General features: G+C 63.9%; 14 protein-coding genes and 3 pseudogenes. 6 read left to right on the forward strand and 11 right to left on the reverse strand.

The features are described from left to right. Positions 1-15: 15 nt before the first annotated feature. The 4 genes from NBW84_RS05520 to NBW84_RS05535 form a co-directional block, all read right to left on the reverse strand. Positions 16-867, reverse strand: coding sequence for an ABC transporter permease (locus NBW84_RS05520; RefSeq protein WP_250282310.1), 852 nt, complete (start codon positions 865-867; stop codon positions 16-18). Positions 868-879: 12 nt separating this feature from the next. After that, the gene (locus NBW84_RS05525; protein WP_250282312.1) at positions 880-1,758 is read right to left on the reverse strand and encodes an MlaE family ABC transporter permease; all 879 of its coding nucleotides are present in this window, start codon (positions 1,756-1,758) and stop codon (positions 880-882) included. A gap of 227 nt (positions 1,759-1,985) precedes the next feature. Further along, complete coding sequence (locus tag NBW84_RS05530; protein ID WP_250282313.1) at positions 1,986-2,768, reverse strand: hypothetical protein; 783 nt, start codon at positions 2,766-2,768, stop codon at positions 1,986-1,988. Positions 2,769-2,956: 188 nt separating this feature from the next. Continuing rightward, positions 2,957-3,418: a hypothetical protein gene (locus NBW84_RS05535; RefSeq protein WP_250282315.1), complete on the reverse strand. Its 462-nt coding sequence runs from the start codon at positions 3,416-3,418 to the stop codon at positions 2,957-2,959. A gap of 781 nt (positions 3,419-4,199) precedes the next feature. On the opposite strand from NBW84_RS05535, the pseudogene NBW84_RS05540 reads away from it, so the two are divergent. Next, positions 4,200-4,352, forward strand: a pseudogene (locus tag NBW84_RS05540) (IS630 family transposase); the annotation flags it as partial. Between the two features lie 293 nt (positions 4,353-4,645). Here NBW84_RS05540 and NBW84_RS05545 read toward each other — a convergent pair. Genes NBW84_RS05545 through NBW84_RS05570 form a run of 6 tightly spaced genes read right to left on the reverse strand, consistent with a single transcriptional unit; the run spans position 4,646 to position 11,215 of the window. Then, on the reverse strand, positions 4,646-6,841 hold the full coding sequence (locus tag NBW84_RS05545; RefSeq protein ID WP_250282317.1) for a molybdopterin-dependent oxidoreductase: 2,196 nt from the start codon (positions 6,839-6,841) through the stop codon (positions 4,646-4,648). A 31-nt stretch (positions 6,842-6,872) separates the two neighbouring features. Continuing rightward, on the reverse strand, positions 6,873-8,015 hold the full coding sequence (locus NBW84_RS05550; RefSeq protein ID WP_250282318.1) for an acyl-CoA dehydrogenase family protein: 1,143 nt from the start codon (positions 8,013-8,015) through the stop codon (positions 6,873-6,875). A gap of 43 nt (positions 8,016-8,058) precedes the next feature. Continuing rightward, the gene (locus NBW84_RS05555) at positions 8,059-9,015 is read right to left on the reverse strand and encodes an LLM class flavin-dependent oxidoreductase (protein ID WP_250282319.1); all 957 of its coding nucleotides are present in this window, start codon (positions 9,013-9,015) and stop codon (positions 8,059-8,061) included. A 3-nt stretch (positions 9,016-9,018) separates the two neighbouring features. After that, positions 9,019-9,840 (reverse strand): enoyl-CoA hydratase/isomerase family protein, encoded by an 822-nt coding sequence (locus tag NBW84_RS05560; protein WP_250282320.1) that lies wholly within the window; start codon positions 9,838-9,840, stop codon positions 9,019-9,021. A 26-nt stretch (positions 9,841-9,866) separates the two neighbouring features. Beyond that, positions 9,867-10,916, reverse strand: a complete 1,050-nt coding sequence (locus NBW84_RS05565) for a phosphotransferase family protein (RefSeq protein ID WP_250282322.1) — start codon at positions 10,914-10,916, stop codon at positions 9,867-9,869. Continuing rightward, on the reverse strand, positions 10,913-11,215 hold the full coding sequence (locus NBW84_RS05570) for a hypothetical protein (RefSeq protein WP_250282323.1): 303 nt from the start codon (positions 11,213-11,215) through the stop codon (positions 10,913-10,915). Before NBW84_RS05570 ends, NBW84_RS05565 begins: the two co-directional genes overlap by 4 nt. Before the next feature lie 90 nt (positions 11,216-11,305). On the opposite strand from NBW84_RS05570, the gene NBW84_RS05575 reads away from it, so the two are divergent. After that, positions 11,306-12,145 carry a PaaX family transcriptional regulator C-terminal domain-containing protein gene (locus NBW84_RS05575; RefSeq protein ID WP_250282325.1) on the forward strand — a complete coding sequence of 280 codons (840 nt, stop codon included), beginning with the start codon at positions 11,306-11,308 and terminating at the stop codon, positions 12,143-12,145. Here the strand turns inward: NBW84_RS05575 and NBW84_RS24095 are convergent. Further along, positions 12,117-12,332: pseudogene (locus NBW84_RS24095) on the reverse strand (hypothetical protein); the annotation flags it as partial. The gene NBW84_RS05575 and the pseudogene NBW84_RS24095 overlap by 29 nt on opposite strands. Positions 12,333-12,350: 18 nt before the next feature. Between NBW84_RS24095 and NBW84_RS05580 the strand changes: the two are divergent. The 4 genes and pseudogenes from NBW84_RS05580 to NBW84_RS05595 form a co-directional block, all read left to right on the forward strand. Further along, positions 12,351-13,955: an SbcC/MukB-like Walker B domain-containing protein gene (locus tag NBW84_RS05580; RefSeq protein WP_250282327.1), complete on the forward strand. Its 1,605-nt coding sequence runs from the start codon at positions 12,351-12,353 to the stop codon at positions 13,953-13,955. Next, the gene (locus NBW84_RS05585; protein ID WP_250282328.1) at positions 13,952-15,175 is read left to right on the forward strand and encodes a Wadjet anti-phage system protein JetD domain-containing protein; all 1,224 of its coding nucleotides are present in this window, start codon (positions 13,952-13,954) and stop codon (positions 15,173-15,175) included. Before NBW84_RS05580 ends, NBW84_RS05585 begins: the two co-directional genes overlap by 4 nt. 210 nt (positions 15,176-15,385) lie before the next feature. Then, positions 15,386-15,565 (forward strand): hypothetical protein, encoded by a 180-nt coding sequence (locus NBW84_RS05590; RefSeq protein WP_250282330.1) that lies wholly within the window; start codon positions 15,386-15,388, stop codon positions 15,563-15,565. Next, a pseudogene (locus NBW84_RS05595) lies at positions 15,526-15,965 on the forward strand (IS4 family transposase); the annotation flags it as partial. The gene NBW84_RS05590 and the pseudogene NBW84_RS05595, both read left to right, overlap by 40 nt.

Genomic DNA, 15,965 nt, shown 5'->3' on the forward strand with positions numbered 1-15,965 from the left:
GCGCCGGACACCGTTTCAGTGCCCAATCGGCGCACGGGTAAGACCACCGAAGAAAAGACGCTGGGAAATAACGCCGATCACGGCAACGACAACCATGTTGATAATCATTGACTTCGCGGTGTTCCTACCCACTCCGACCGGTCCGCCACTCGCCGTGTACCCGTAGTAGCAGCCGACGATGACAATTCCGACGCCCATCAGCATCGAACATGCCACTGCTCCGAGGAAGTCCATCTGAGTCATGAACGTCCAAAAGACGGTCTCATAGCCGCCGGCCGAGACGCTGTGGAAAAAATAAATGCTCAAGACATGACTTGTAAGGAACATCAATCCGAAGCCAACAATAAGTAGAAATGGCATCACGAGAAAAATTGCCAAGATTCTGGTGCTTACGAGATAAGCTAATGAACCGATGCCCATGACTTCGAGAGCATCGATTTCTTCGCTGATCCGCATCGATCCAAGCTCGGCTACCAGACCGCACCCGACCTTGGCAGCCAGAATCCATCCAAAAATTGACGGACCTGCCGAGTACTCCCCTGTGGAAGTAAAGATTGCCGTGTAGTCCGCAGCACCCAGCTGTCTGAGTAGATAGTGACCTTCCAGCGAGCCTTCGGCACCCAGCACCATCATCAGGGTCCAGATGATCGCCGAGCTGGAAATAATCAGAATGCCGGCCTGCCGTAAGACCTCGGACATGTAGCTGCGCGCTTCCGGCAAGGCACGCAAGATCTTCCCAATGAAGATCACAGCGCCGCCGACATCCTCAATCAAATGCTGGCTGTCACGGTCAGAAGTTCGTAGCGAACCGGAGCGTGACGCATTTGCTGGGGGAGGCGGGCTTTCCTTGTCGTCAGTTATTGTCACTACCAACCTCCTTTACCGGTTAACCAGCATGTCGGGGTTCAGGCCGAGCATGATTGCATTGACATTGAAATTGATGATCCAAACAGCGATGAAACAAATGACGACCGCTTGGTTGACCGCCTTGCCAACACCCTCCGGCCCACCACTCGCGGTAAGACCTTTCTTAGCGCAGATCACGCCGATGAACAGCCCGGTGAAAGCGATCTTGGCGAGGAGTCCGACCAGCTCGGGGGTGGTCATGATGGACAGGAAGTTACCCATGAAAGAAGCAACGGAACTGTTGCCCACCACTGTGGCCGCCGTTAAGCCCATACCCAGTCCCATGAGCAGGCCGACCAGCGCGAACGCAACCGTCATGACTGTGATTGCCAGAACTCGCGGTAATACCAGGGTGCGCACGACATCGACACCCAGCACCCTCATCGCATCGAGCTCTTCCCGGACGCGACGAGCGCCCAGGTCGGCCGTCATTGCTGCGCCCATGACTCCTGCCACGGCCATACCGGTGCAGAACGGCGAAATTTCTCGTGTGACGGCCATGACCAGGTACGTGCTGACTCGACTTTGCGCACCGATTAAACTAACGAGATTATACGAATAATTTGACATGAGAAAAACGAACCCGCCGATTGACACGAAGACGGGTATCCAACAATAACGCAACATCGAGTAGATTTCATCAAGCGTATCCAACCAGTAACCCCGCGGATTCCGCACGGCGGTGAAGAATATCTGGCCGAGCAACTGACCGAGCTGTCCGATCTCGACCAGCAGTCGCCGCAGGGGCGAGGGAAGCCGGGCGACAGCATCCGCCCCGAGTTCCGGTAAAGCACGGGCCTGGCCTGGCCTCGAGCCGTGCCTTCCAGATATCGCTCCAGCAACTGGGCTCATAAACACTCCCTGAATAGTTGATATGCAGCCTATCGGCTCACGATTTTCCGACTCTCGCAGACAATCTTTTTACGCTCATGGAGCGAAGTCCGCAGCTGCGTTACTCCCTTCGGTTGACGCTCCGGAGCGGAATCCGTCAATCTTTTCAGGACAGCATCCTGGGTAAATTTCTACTGGTCGGTTCGGCGCCACCAGGGCCCGTCTGTCCGGGACATGAGGCGACGGGTTCATAAACATTGGTACGGGGAGTTGTGGCGACGTCGGTAGGCGGCGGACGAACCCCTTGGAAGGCCGCTACCTGGAAGAACGGCAACGCAGGCCATTCGGATGGCCCTGGCCTGGCCGTAGTGCGCCTCAGCCGGGGTGAGCAGCTCGAGCCCGAAACGCCGACGGCGACCGTTGCGGCAGACAAAGAAGACCCGACAGCGCGCGTGAGGAGTCTCGACATCGTCGGAGCAGTCGAAACGATATCTCGTCGTCGCGAACTGGAGTCCCAAATAAGGGCTGTCACTCGACATGGAGAGCCAAAAATCCGATCGGATGACTTCCGGGTCGGCGAACAACAGCACGACCGGTTTCGAGGGCGGCGAACCGCTCCCGTCGGCGTGCACGGTCAGCCGGCCGCGGCCGATGTCCCGCGTCGCATACCTGTCGACGATCGGCAGGGTTCTGGCGAGCGCCTCGTTTTCTTTCCCCGCGAGCATCCATCCGATGGCACAGCGGTTGTAAACATCGGCAATGATGTACAGACAGTAATAGATCCATCTCTCCGGGCTGTGGAGCTTCGTGGCGTCCCGGGAACGAATCTCGTTGGACCAGGCCGCCGAGAACTCGGGTCTGACGTGCACGGGATGCCTGGCCTGAGTACGGTGCTCTTCGGATTCACCGGCCTCGGCGAGCGGCTGGTACATGCTCCGCTGTAAGGACGAGTGGACACCCTCGTCAAGTAAAATTGCGCACACCCACGTCGGATTGGCGTCAACGAACCGGGGGTCGCGCAGGACAGTCAAGGCCTGCCCGTGCTCGACCAGGCTTAGCGCTCGCCGCTGCACCCGCTCACGAGACGCTTTCGGCGCCGGACGAGACGGCGTTCGGCTTGTCCAGCGTCGCCGGTAATGGCCGGTCCACGATCGGCCCAACGCCCTGCACGGCGCCGCCACATCGACCCTCGGAGCCGGCGCGGCCATCGCATCCTCGGTCACCTGCTCGAGGTCGGCCGCGAGTTCGGATCGTCGTTGTAGACGGCTGCGCTCTCGGAGAGTGCCCCCAAGAGCGCGGCAGCTTTTCCCTGCGTATAGATCACGGACTGGGCCTTCGCCAGTTCCTTTCCCAACCGCCCCGGCCGCGCCCGTAAAGCTTCTAGTTCACGGTCACCCGTCGGCAGACAGCCCTTCGGCTTCGATGACCCCGCCAACGCCCCTGCGTCGCGTGCCCTGGCCCATTCAACAACATGTGTCAGGCATAATCGTTTCCAGCGCAGGATCGCGTCTTTCTCCCCGACCGGCGTCGCGTCGTACCCCGCGAAAATCCTCGACTTACATCCCGGTGAGCACACCCGGCACCGTACCGTCACCGGCGGCTTCGGATCAGACCACCACTCGCAGCCCTCGTTCTCAACCACCCCGCCGCCGAGCAGACCGCAGCCGGCTGCCACCTCCACAAATATGATCATTATCTCCCTGCCGTTCCAGTCCTAAAACGGTAGACATCCACTGACAATCAGAAGTTTGATTCTGGATCATGGTCGGTAGATGTCGTAGCGGACTACAACACTGATCGCGCTCTCTTTCAAGATTTTCCGATAACGCGTACTGCCTCCGACCAACTTGGTGACAGCGTCGTCCGCACCATGGCGATCCGTTCGGAATTGCTCCTTCGACCGCTTCTCAGTGCATCCGGAAAGCCTTGCGATGTCCGCACTCCACAGATATGATCGTTTTTCGATTTGACAAACAGGTGCACCGTGATCCACCTACCATGACTCCGACCCCGCTCGTGCGTACTCCTGTCAGTTCAGACGTGCAATTCGGTCAGAGGTCGTTCTGGCATCTCCCGCACCGCTGACGTGTCACTGTGACACGGCGACAAATGCACCGATCCAGCGCCACGCACTTAACGGTGAGTTTCCAGAAAGCTTGCCACAAGTGTGAGGGGTGACACACCCCCCAGCGGGGGTATGTTCATTGGCCCTGGGTGGCACGAGTCAGCTTGATGCCCACTTGCGAGAACCATCGGGTACGCGGCGGACTCCCACCCGCAGCCTTTACCGTCCCCGCATGGCGGTCTCCCGTCACGGGACCCGCGCCGTTTCGTTGTCAGGATATATAGGAAAGCCACCAGTACATAGATAATATTGGGAATCCGTTGTTTTATCGTGACCAGCCTTGTCTACGCCGGCCTGTTGCTCGCAGCCGCCCTTGCTCCCATCACCTCCAAAGCACCACCGCTCCGTCGTCGAACTCGAAGCCGACATCCGCCGGTGGATCAACGCCTGGAACAAGGACCCCAAGCCGTTCATCTGGACCAAGACCGCGGACCAGATCCTCGAGACCCTCGCCGCCTACTGCGAACGAATTAACGACTCAGGACACTAGGAACCGCGGAGACAGGAGTGAAGCGCACGTGGCAGCGGGGTGAGGCGATGGGATGTCACACCGATTAAGAGCGGGCCCGGTGTTGTGACCGTTTTTGGTGGACGGTCTTGTCATGTCAGCCAGCAGTAGTTCCACCCGATCAGGAACGCTCCACGACCTGCTTGCCGGAGATCAGCCGATGACACCGCCCGTGCGCTCCGAGGGATGCGGCGGGACGGTTCAGATCTGGACCGGACGCCGCTGCCACTCCTACACGATCAGAAGTACAAGTACAACACCGGGACAGCCACAGCCTATCCCGTGAGCATGTCGGTCGCTGCCCTGGAACGGGCCCCGACAGAAACCGTCTCTACCGACGTGACCTCTACTCCGATGCCATTGATCCAGGCGTTGCCGGAGATGGCATCCAATGTCTCGGTGCCGTTGGGCACGAGGTCGTTGTAGCGTGCGCCACCGGCGGCGACCGCGACACGCCAACCACCCTTGTGACCCCAGTGTTGATTGAGCCCGACGGAGCCTTGCATAACCTCATCCGTTACTTCGAGCAACACTTCGATCTCGCCCCAGCGAGAACCGACCCGAACGGCCGTACCATCTGAGAGCCCGCGACTGCCAGCGTCGTCCGGGTGCATCCTCAGCCGGCACGACCGATTGCCCGACATCAACCGAGGAATGTTATGCAGCCACGAGTTCTGCGAGCGTGCCTCGCGGATGCTGAACAGTTTGAGCGGGTGGTCGGCGTCGACTGTCGTGGAGGTGGTGAGTCGCCGCATCTCCTCGGCGAATCGCGGATGTTCCAGGTGTACGAGATGATCCTTGGTGTGCAGACGCTTACGGAGCACATCGGTGGGGGAATTATCCCCGAGTTTGAGCGCGCCGTCGTTCTTCAGCAGCTTCTTACGGCTCAGACCACCGCGGCGCAGGCCGAACAGGTCGCCGTCCGGACCCAACCTCATGAAGATGTCCACCCCGACGTGCGGAGGTACCCGGATTCCGAGCTTGCCCATGAGCTGTGCCCCAGGTGCCGGGGATGGTACGAGTCCGATGCGCTTGCAGATCTCGTCCAGCGTGCGCCAGTCGTCCCGGACGTTCGGGGGTGCCGCGGCGACGGCATCGGTCCACTGGGCGTAAGGCACCGCGTTGTGTGACTGTGTGAAGACGGGGAAACCTTCGCGTTCGAGCAACAGGGTGGGTGGCAGGATGTAGTCGGCGTGTCGGTTGGTCTCGGTGATGTACGGATCGAGCGATACGAACAGGTCCAGCGCGGCGAACGCGCGCTCCATCTCGTCACAGGCCGGCGAGGTGGTGGCGGCGTTGGTGGCGACGCACACCATGGCGCGAAGTTGACCCCGCCCAGGCGTGTGCACCTCGCGGGGGAACGTCGCCCAGGGCGAGGTGCCGAGAACCTCGGGTATGCCATCGACCCGGGTACGCCAGCGGTCGTACCCACTGGCGCGGAGAACCTTGGTCATCAGTTCGAGGTCGACCATCGGCCGGGCGAAGACCATGCCACCCGGGCTGTCGAGGTTGCCCGTGATGATGTTGAGCACGTCGATGAAATATTTTGTCAGGGTGGAGAAACGTCCGAGTGAGGCGCCGCATCGGCCGTAGACACAGGCGGATCCGGCGGATGCCAGGTCACGGCCGAGCTTTTCGACGGTGCTTCGAGGGATGCCTGTCTCAGCCTCGACCCGGTCAAGGTCGACGTCCCGTACCAACCCGAGTGCAAACTCGACTCCGCTGGCTTGCGTGGCCAGTCGGATCCTGTCCACCAGCTCGGCATCGACGATCACCTTGAGCATTCCGGCGATCAGCCAGACGTCGCTCTCTGGGCGGATCGGAACGTGCTCGAAGAGGCGCGCGGTCTCCGTACGGCGCGGATCGACGACGATGACCCGCCCGCCCCGCTTCGGGATCTCCAGGAGTGTTTCGCGGATCCGACCGATGGTGGCCATCGACCCGTGCGACACGACCGGGTTGGCGCCGAGGATGAGTGCGAAGTCGGTCCTGGCGAAGTCGGGGATCGGGTTGGTCAGGTTGTTGCCGTACAGGAGCTGGCTGACCACCCAGTAGTTGTTGATGTCGACGGAGCTGGCCGTGTAGAAGTGCTTCGTCTTCAACGCGGCGGCCATACCGAACAGCGTGAGAAAAGCACCGTAGTTCCAAGCGTTCGGATTACCCAAGCCGATACCGACGGACTCCCGGCCGTATAATTTGATCACCGATCTCAGTCGTACGCCGATGTCATCCAGCGCCTCGTTCCAGCTGACCGTCGTGAACGTGCCGTCGGCGTTGCGCTTCACCGGGTCACGCAGCCGGTCGGGATCGTTCAGCACGTCAGGGAAATTGATGCCCTTGGTACAGGCGAACCCGCGGGACTGTGGATGGTCCTTGTCCGGGCGCAGCGTGAGAATCTTGCCGTCCTGTACAGTGGCGATGAGGCCACAGGATGCCTCACATACCCCACACCAGATCCGCTTGTCCGCCATGACGCTCCCTTCGGTGCTCTGACGTCGTTGTCTAGAGAGTTCGCGCGATGATCTCTCGCATGACCTCGTTGCTACCACCATAGATCCGTTGTACGCGTGCGTCGGCATAGAGGCGGCAGATCTCGTACTCGCGCATGAAGCTGTATCCGCCGAAGAACTGCAGGCACTGGTCGACGACGCGGCCCTGCATCTCGCTCACCCACATCTTCGCGATCGACGCGCGATCGCTCGTCAGCTCGCCCTGTACGAGCTCGGCCAGGCGCTGGTCGACGAAGACCCATCCCACCTGCAGCTCGGCCTTCAGCTCAGCCAGCTTGAACCTGGTGTTCTGCATGTCGCCGATCACGGAGCCGAAGGCGCGACGCTGACGCACATGGTCCACAGTGATATCAAACGCCTTCTGCGCGGCGGCGATCGAGGCGACGGCGATGATGAGGCGCTCCTGGGGGAGCTCGGCCATCATCGCGGCCATCGCCCCGCCTTCCTGGCCCAAAAGGTTGGTGACCGGCACCCGGACGTTGTCGAAAAATATCTCCGATGTGTCGGCACTGTGGTGCCCGAGCTTCTCGAGATTGCGTCCCCGGCTGAAGCCGGGTCGGTCGGCCTCCACCAGGAAAAGACTCATCCCACGGGAACCGGCGGCGGGATCGGTCTTTGCCACCACGACGGCGATGTCGCAGTGCTGGCCGTTGGAGATGAATGTCTTCTGGCCGGAGATGACGTAGTCGTCGCCGTCGCGGACCGCGCGGGTGCGCAGGCCCCGGATGTCGCTGCCGGCAGCCGGCTCGCTCATCGCGATCGCACACACTGCCTCGCCGCTGACCATGCGGGGCAGCCATGTCTTCCGGATATTCTCGCTGCCGTAATCGAGAATGTATCCGCAGCTCACGTCGCTGTGGGCGGTAAAGTTGCCGGTAGGTCCGGCAAAGCCGGCGTACGAGCACTCCTCGATGACCACGGCGTTGAACCGGAAGTCGCCGATGCCGCCATACTCCTCAGGCACCTGCGCGCAGAGGATGCCCGACTCACCGGCCTTCCGCCACAACTCGCGGTCCACGATGCCGGCGGCTTCCCAGCGTTCGAAGTTCGGCTCGATCTCGCTGGAGACAAAGCGCCGGACCGACTGCCGGAACATGCGCTGATCGTCGTCGTAGACCTTGCGGTGACTCAGCATGAATGGGCCTCCGCCAACGAGTCGGAATCGTAGCCTGCGACCATCACGAACCGCCCTGCAGCAGCTTGCGCACATCGGCCACGGCGTCGATACCGGCCTCGTCACTGCCCGCGAACGGGATGAAGTTGAAGGTGGTGCAACCGGCTTCGATGAAAGGCGCGACGAACTCGGCCACGTCCTCCACCGTGCCGTAGGGGACGTAGGACTCGAATTTGTCGAACGGAGTGCGGTAGAGGTCTTCCATCGCCGGGGCCACCCTGTTGCGCGCATCGGACCGGTCGGAGCCGAACCCGCACCAGAACGTCATGCCGTGCTTCCAGTCGACATCGGTGCGGCCCGCGTCCACCGCGTGCGCCTGGACGGCGTCGATCGCCTCGGCGCAGCGCGTGGCCGAGGTCCAGATGCCGAGCCAGCCGTCACCCAGTCGCCCCGCCCGTCGCAGCGCGGCGTTGGAACGTCCGCCCACCACCAGCGGGATCGGCTGCTCCGGCGTGGGTCGAAGCCGTACCTCGTCCAACGAGAAGAACTCGCCCTCATAGCTGACAGTCTCTCCGGCCAACAGGCGACGGACGATGCCAAGTGACTCGTCCATTCTGCGCCCCCTGGTTTTCGGGTCGACGCCGCAGGCGATGACTTCCCGCCGATCGTCACCGCCGATGCCGAGGCCGAGCGAGAGACGGCCGGGGGCGAACTGCGCCACCGTCAGGATCTGGCGGGCGACGAGCAGCGGGTGGCGCAGCACCATCAGGTAGACGGCCAGATAGACATCCAGCTCATCGGTGGCGGTCACCACCGACGCCGCATCGGTCAGACCGTCATTGCCGACCCCACCATGGAACATCACGTGGTCGCCGACCATCACATGATCAATACCGGCCCTTGCCATGCGGTCGAACAGGCGCGATCGGTGCGTCAGCAGGGCCGCACCGGACTTGACGGGCTGGTCCACCCACGTCTGTGGCATCAGGTTCACACCGAAGCGAACGTTGTCGTGGCTCATCCCTCAGCCTCGTCCTTCAACATCCCGCCGACCCAGGAACGCGTCCTTACGATCAACGATCTCGGGGTCGCCCATGGTGGAGTAGCTGTACAGGCATTCGAGGCGCAGCTGGTCGTCCAGCGGCCGGCCGATGACCTCGAGGATCGTCTCCTTGGCCGATTCGACCGCGACCCGCGGGTTACGCAGGATCTTCGCCGCCATGTCCTCCACCGTGGCCATCAGGTCCTCACGCGGGACGATACGGTTGACCAGGTGGTACTCCTTGGCCTGCGCGGCGGTGATCGGCTCGCCCATCAGCTCGAGCTCCATGGCGATGCCCACGCCGCAGGTGTTGACCAGCCGCACGATCCCGCCGTCCCCGAAGTGCATGCCGCGCCGCATGTGGTAGAAGCCGAACTGGATATCAGAGGCGGCGACCCGGATGTCGCAGGCGAGCGCCAACTCGATGCCTCCGCCGATCACCCACCCGTTGAGCGCGGCGATGACCGGCTTGTTGGTGCGGTGCAGCCCACGTGTGATCCCCCCTGCGAAGCCGCGTCCCAGCACGCTTCGGCCGAGGCCCGGCCCGCTCTCCAACCAGCCGTCGACATGGGAGGACAGATCGGCACCGGCGCAGAACGCCTTGTCACCGGCACCGGTCAAAATAGCCAGCCGCACGTCCGGGTCGTCGCGGAAGTCGGTCCATGCCTGAAAAAGCAGGTTATCGGTCTCGGTGTCGATGGCGTTGCGCTTGTCGGGGCGGTTGAGGGTGATGTAGGCGATCTCGCCGCGTTTCTCGTAAAGAACCTTCGACATGGGGTTTCCTCGCTGTTCCGAGCAGGTCATGGTCTAAACTAGATCGGGTAGGCTAGTCAATAGGATTTTCCAGCCGTTGACCCCGCGACTTGGCGCAGTGTGCGTCGGCAGGCAGCGAGCAGACCGTCGACGAGCGCGGGATCGGCGTAGTAGCGGTCGCCTTCACCCGTGATGGTCTTACTGCGGTTGTATTCAAAGAGGATCGCGAGCTTGAACAGCTGGAACGCCTCATACCAGGGCAACTGTGACACTTCCCGGCGAGTGGCGGTCGCGTAGCGCGCGGCAAGCGCATCCCGTCCCGGGAAGCCGGCGCGCAGCGTCATCGTGGACATCTCAGTCAGGGCGTGCGGCGGCTCGCCGGGAACGGCGTATGTAACGAGCGTGTAGGCGAGGTCCGCGAGTGGGTCGCCGATCCCGGCCAGCTCCCAGTCGAGCACGCCGAGGAGCCGGGCAGGTCTGTCGGGCGCGAGCATGACGTTGCCGAACCGGAAGTCGCCGTGCAGCAGCGCCGGCTCACCCGCTGTGGGCACCGTGGTACGCAGCTGGTCACGGATCTCATCGAACGGCTGCTCCAGCACCCCGTCCTCGCCGGCGATCAGGCGGGGCAACCGGTCGAGCTGGCGCTCAAGGAAGCCGTCGGGCCGTCCGAGATCGCTCAGCCCGCAGCCGCGCCAGTCGACGTTGTGCAGCGCGGCGAGGACGTCGATGAAGGCTTCGGCGACGGCAGAACGCCCCTCGACGGTGTCCAGATCCGGCGGCAGGCTACCGGTAGCGATCAGGCCGTCGAGATGCTCCATGACATAGCAGGGCACATCCATCACGTCGCCCTCCTCGGCGACGGCGAGTACCCGTGGGACCGGAACATCGGTGTCCGCCAGCGCCTGCAGGATGCGCGCCTCCCGCCGCATGTCGTTCGCGCCCCTGGGCAGAGGCGGTCGCGGTGGTCGGCGCAGCACAAGAGTCCGCTCGCCGGTCGTGACGGCGTAGGTGAGGTTGGAATGACCGTCACCGATGCGTCGTAACCGCACATGCCCGGCGCAGAGACCCTTGGCCTGCAGCCATCTCTCCAGCGCGCTGACATCGAACGGGATCTCCGCGTCAGTCATGTCCCGGTCCTGGTCAGGTGCGAGAGGCACGGGGGGAGCAGCCGGGTCCCTGACCGGCCCCAGCCGGCTTCCCGGTTGGCTCCGCCCCGGCAGGTGGCCTCGTCGAGTACGGGGTTCGGACCCACCAGCGGCGCGAGGGGCACGTCCCAGCTCCGGCTACTCACGTCGCCGTTGTAAGTGGGGCCGTTGTAAGTGAAGCCGTCGCGGGTGGATCGGCACCAGCTGGCCCGCGTGAGACGGACGTCATGGGTGGGATCGAGCGGCTCACCAGCCGCGGCCTTGCGTATAGAGAGGTTCACACCTGAACAAGCCTCCTGCCGGTACCGGGTGCGCCGTCCACGTCACCGCCGACGAGGACAGCGCACGTCTTCGCATCAGGTGATGCATTAATGTATCAACGAGCGGTGGATGCCGCTACCGTCCTGCCCATGGACCATGTGCGAAGGCGTATCGTTCCTGCGGTGCGAGACCGTCATCTCCCGGTCATCAAGCCGCTCACCGCCCGATCGGTCGCGCTCAGCACCCTCCTCGGCTACCATCCACCCGCGCTCCCGGTCAGCGCGCTCATCCGCGTCGGCGGACTGTTCGGCATCGCCGAGCGAACGACCCGAGTGGCGCTGACACGGATGGTCGCGGACGGGGACGTCGTCGCCGACAACGGCGTATACCGTCTCACCGAACGACTTCTCCAGCGCCAGGCTCAACAAGACGAAAGCTGCTCACCCCGGTCCAAGGAATGGAACGGGAGCTGGGAAATGGCGATCGTCACGGCCCAGGCCAGGCCGCTTGCCGAACGGGTCGCTCTGCGCAAGAGCATGGTCGGATTCCGATTGGCCGAACTTCGGGAAGGCGTATGGATTCGCCCGGACAACCTGCTTCGGCAACTCAGCGGCACCGTCGCCGAACAGTGCACCTTCTTCGAAAGCCGCTATCCGGACTCTCTCAAGCTGGTCGGGTTGCTCTGGGACCTACCCGGCTGGGCGTACGAAGCGCGCCGCCTCTGTACAGAGATCGACGCTGTCGGCGATCTGACCGCCGGATTCATGGTCACCGCCGAGGTTCTCCGGCACCTCCTGATCGACCCCTATCTGCCCCCAGAACTGCTGCCTGAGGACTGGCCGGGCGCTGAACTCCGCAAGCGGTATACCGAATTCAACGCCACGTACACCAAGCGCCTCCGTGACTACAGCGACGGGAGTGTCAAGTTAACGGCTCTACCAAGATTCTGATGGTAACGGAGCGTAGCCATGAGAGCAGGATGCGCTGGCGGAGCAGAGGGAACCCGGCGCGGCCGTACATCTGCCGCTTGACCAGCTTGACCTTGGTGTTTGCGCCACTCCCGCAAGCCTGCTGTACAAGGAGTCCCCGTTCAGCTGGTGGATCCGCGAGCGCGTCACGCGTCGCGGCACCGATCATCTGTGCGTCGAGACGCCCGTGGACCTCGATGGCAACGGGCCGCGCGTCACCCGCAACGGGCAGACCCGCAACGGCCGCCGCGGCGCGCACGGCGACCTCGCCGACGCGTCCATCATCGGGTTCTCCTCCGCCGACCGGCTCACCGAGATCGACACCGAGATCGCGGAGCTCGACGGCTCCCTGGGCACCCTTCTGCGCCGCGAAGCCGCGTGCGACGAGCAGACACAGCGGCTACACCGGCTCGAGGGCGCGCACAAATGGGTGCAGGCCACCGAATGGGCGGACATCGACGTCGACGGCAGCCAGGCACTCCTGACCAGCAAACAGAGCGAACTCGCCCGGCTGCTGGCGACGAACGACGTCATCGCCACCCTCGACAAAGAGCACTCGGAGCTGGAAGAACAACTGTCAGAAACGCAGACGAAGGCCATCCGCGCGAAAGACCAGCTCGACGCTGTCGAAAACGAGTACGCGCGGCTGTGCGAGCAGTGGGACGAGACAACGCGCGCGCTTGACCGCATCGACACCGACGGCACCGTCACGCTCACGGACGATCAGTGTGGCCACCTCGACACGCTCTTCATGGACGTCAGCAACCTCGACAGCCTCAGCGACTTCGACCGCGGCCTGCCGAAACTCCGCTCCCGCCTGGCCGAACAAACGCTCCATGCCCAGGAGAAGGCCGCCACGGCGGCCAGCACCCTGGTCGGTATCTTCGAGCAGTTCCAGTCCCGCTGGCCTGACCCGAACCGCGGCGTCGGCATCGACTCCTATCCCGAGTACCGCAACATCCTCGACAAGATCGTCGCGACCGGCCTCGCCGAACGCCGCCGGGAATGGCGCCGCCGCCTGTCGGAGTGGAGCGGGCAGGACCTCGTCCCCCTGTCGGGCGCGTTCGGCGCCGCGCTCGACGAGATCCGCGCCCGACTCGACCCGATCAACGACATCCTCGCCACCCTGCCGTTCGGTCCCGCGAACGACCGGCTGCGCATCTCGCTGCGGGTACTGCGCTCCGAGGACGTCGCCCGGTTCCGCGGACAACTCGCGCACCTTGCGTCCGGCGTCACCGGAGAGATCAGCGACGAGCAGGCCGAGCAGCGGTTCCTGGACCTGCGATCGTTCATCAGCCTTCTGCGCAGGCCCGACGACGGCGCACGACCCGCCGGCGTCAGCCGCGACGTGTACCTCGACGTACGCCGGCATGTGGAGATCACCGCGGTCCGCGTCGACGTTCACGGCCGCGAGCTCGCCACATACGCGTCCCTCGGCGGCAAAAGCGGTGGCGAGACACAGGAGCTGATGGCGTTCGTTGTCGGCGCCGCGCTGCGCTACCAACTCGGTGATGAGGACCGCCGGCCACGCTTCGCCCCGGTGTTCCTCGACGAGGGCTTCATCAAGTCCGACTCCGAGTTCGCCGGCCGGTCGGTACAGGCGTGGAAGAAACTCGGATTCCAGCTGATCGTCAGCGCTCCGCTGGACAAGGTGACCGCGCTCGAGCCCACCATGCCGCTCATCCTCACCGTCACCAAATCCCCCACAGGCCGCTCGCACGTAACCCAGTTGCGTGCCATCGACGACGAGACCCCAGCCAGCGGGACAAACCCGGCAGGGTCGCACCAGTGAAGACACCAGAGCGCGTCGTTACCGAGGTGATCGCCCGGCTACGCCGCAGCTGGCCGCAGGCAGCCTGCCACACCGCGCTCCGCGGGAGCACCCAAGCCGACGGGCACACGTCAGGGGTTCACGACTCGCCGGCATGGCCCCACTCGTTCCCCCTCGGAACGCCGAACAGGGCAGAACTCGAACAGCACTTCGCCACCTACCAGGGCCAGGTGCTCGCCTGGCGGCAGTGGCACACCAGCCACGCCGGACGCGGCGTCGATCTCATCGACGCGACCCGCCGGGTCCACGGCACTGTTCAGGCCATCCCCACCCATCTGCGGGTGGAGAACATCGACGCAGCCGTAGCGCTGTGCGGCCATGACTGGACCACACGGCTCGCACGGGGCAGGAGCCGCGCCGCGACGCTCGTCGAGCGATTCGGGCCACCAGCGGACCTGCCGCGCATGCTGCGCGAGGTCGACGACTGGACCGACACCGACTTCGCCCTGCTGTGCGACGCCGCGGAGTGGTTCCGCAACAACGACGCCACCGGCCTGACACCGCGGCAGGTGCCTGTGCCCGGCATGCACGCCAAGTGGCTCAACACGCGCCAGCACCTCGTCGCCGCACTCGCCGGTCTGGACATGCTGCCAGTCGCGCCAGCGCACCCGGCACGCCTCCACCTCACCTACCTCGATCCACACCACCGCGCGGCTGGTGGCCGGCACCATGACTGCATCAGCATCGGCGATCGCGTCCCGCTGGCGTATGAGCCACAGGTGGTCGTCATCTCGGAGAACAAGGACACCGCTGTCGCGTTCCCGCCGGTGCCCGGCGGCGTGTGTGTAGAAGGAGGCGGATTCGGCGGCGCCGCGGCCGCCGCCCTCCCATGGCTGGTCACCGCGCCGCTGCTCGTCTACTGGGGTGACATCGACGCAGCCGGCTTTGAAATCCTCGACGGTTTTCGAACCGACGGCGTCCCTGCCGTCTCGATGCTCATGGACATGGTGACGTTCGAACGGTACGAGCGATTCGGTACCTCACTCGACCGCCGCGGCACACCACTCGGCCCCGGCAGACGCCGCGACGTACCGCACCTGACCGCCGACGAACGCGCCATGTACGGTGCCCTCACCGACCCCACCTGGACACGGCACCGACGCCTCGAGCAGGAACGCATCCCGCTCGCGGACGCGCTCGCCGCACTGCGACTACTTCAGTCACGCGACTCTCTCGTGTAGCCACAAGCCGGTCACTGCTCTCAACACCACGCTGGGCGGAGGATGGGGAGGCGCGTGTGCCGGGTAAGGGTGTGCGTAGTGGCCGAGTCGCCCCACCGACTTGAACACCCATCGCATCGGTGGCAGGTCATGAGGGCCGGCAGAAGCAGAAGACGCGATGTCCGCCTTACCGCCGCGCCCGCCATCAGACCCCACCGCCCAGCACAGCGAGTGAAAAACTCCCCTCCACCACCAACCGGCCGACAGGAAACCACAGGTCACGCCCGCTACCTGGTGCTGATCGACCGGGGCTTCGACAGCAACACCTTCCTGACCAAGGTCGCCGCCACCGGTGCGCAGTTCCTGGCCCGATGCATGTCCACCCGCCGCCCCCTCTCCTGCACCCCCTGAGTGACGGCTCCTACCTCTCGCGTTTCGGTGACCTGACGGTACGCATCATCGAAGCCGACCTGGTTTGCGTCCTCGCGGACGGCACCCGCATCGGCGGACGCTACCGCCTGGCCACCACCCTCTTCGATCCCGTTACCGACCCCGCTGGCCAGCTCATCCGCCTCTACCAAGAACGATGGGAGATCGAGTCGGCGTTTTTCGCCCTACGCTCCACGCTGATGGCCGGACGGGTCCTGCGCTCAAGCGACCAGTTCGGCATCGAGCAAGAACCGTGGACCACCCTCGCCCTCTACCAGGCGCTGCGCACCGCCATGGTCGAGGCCGCCGAGTCCTGTCCGGACACCGACCCGGACCGCGCCAGCTGCACCATCGCCCTGGAAACCGCTCGCAACCAAGTGTT

It is taken from the genome of Protofrankia sp. CiP1_Cm_nod2, assembly GCF_920664355.1.
GTDB lineage: Bacteria > Actinomycetota > Actinomycetes > Frankiales > Frankiaceae > Protofrankia.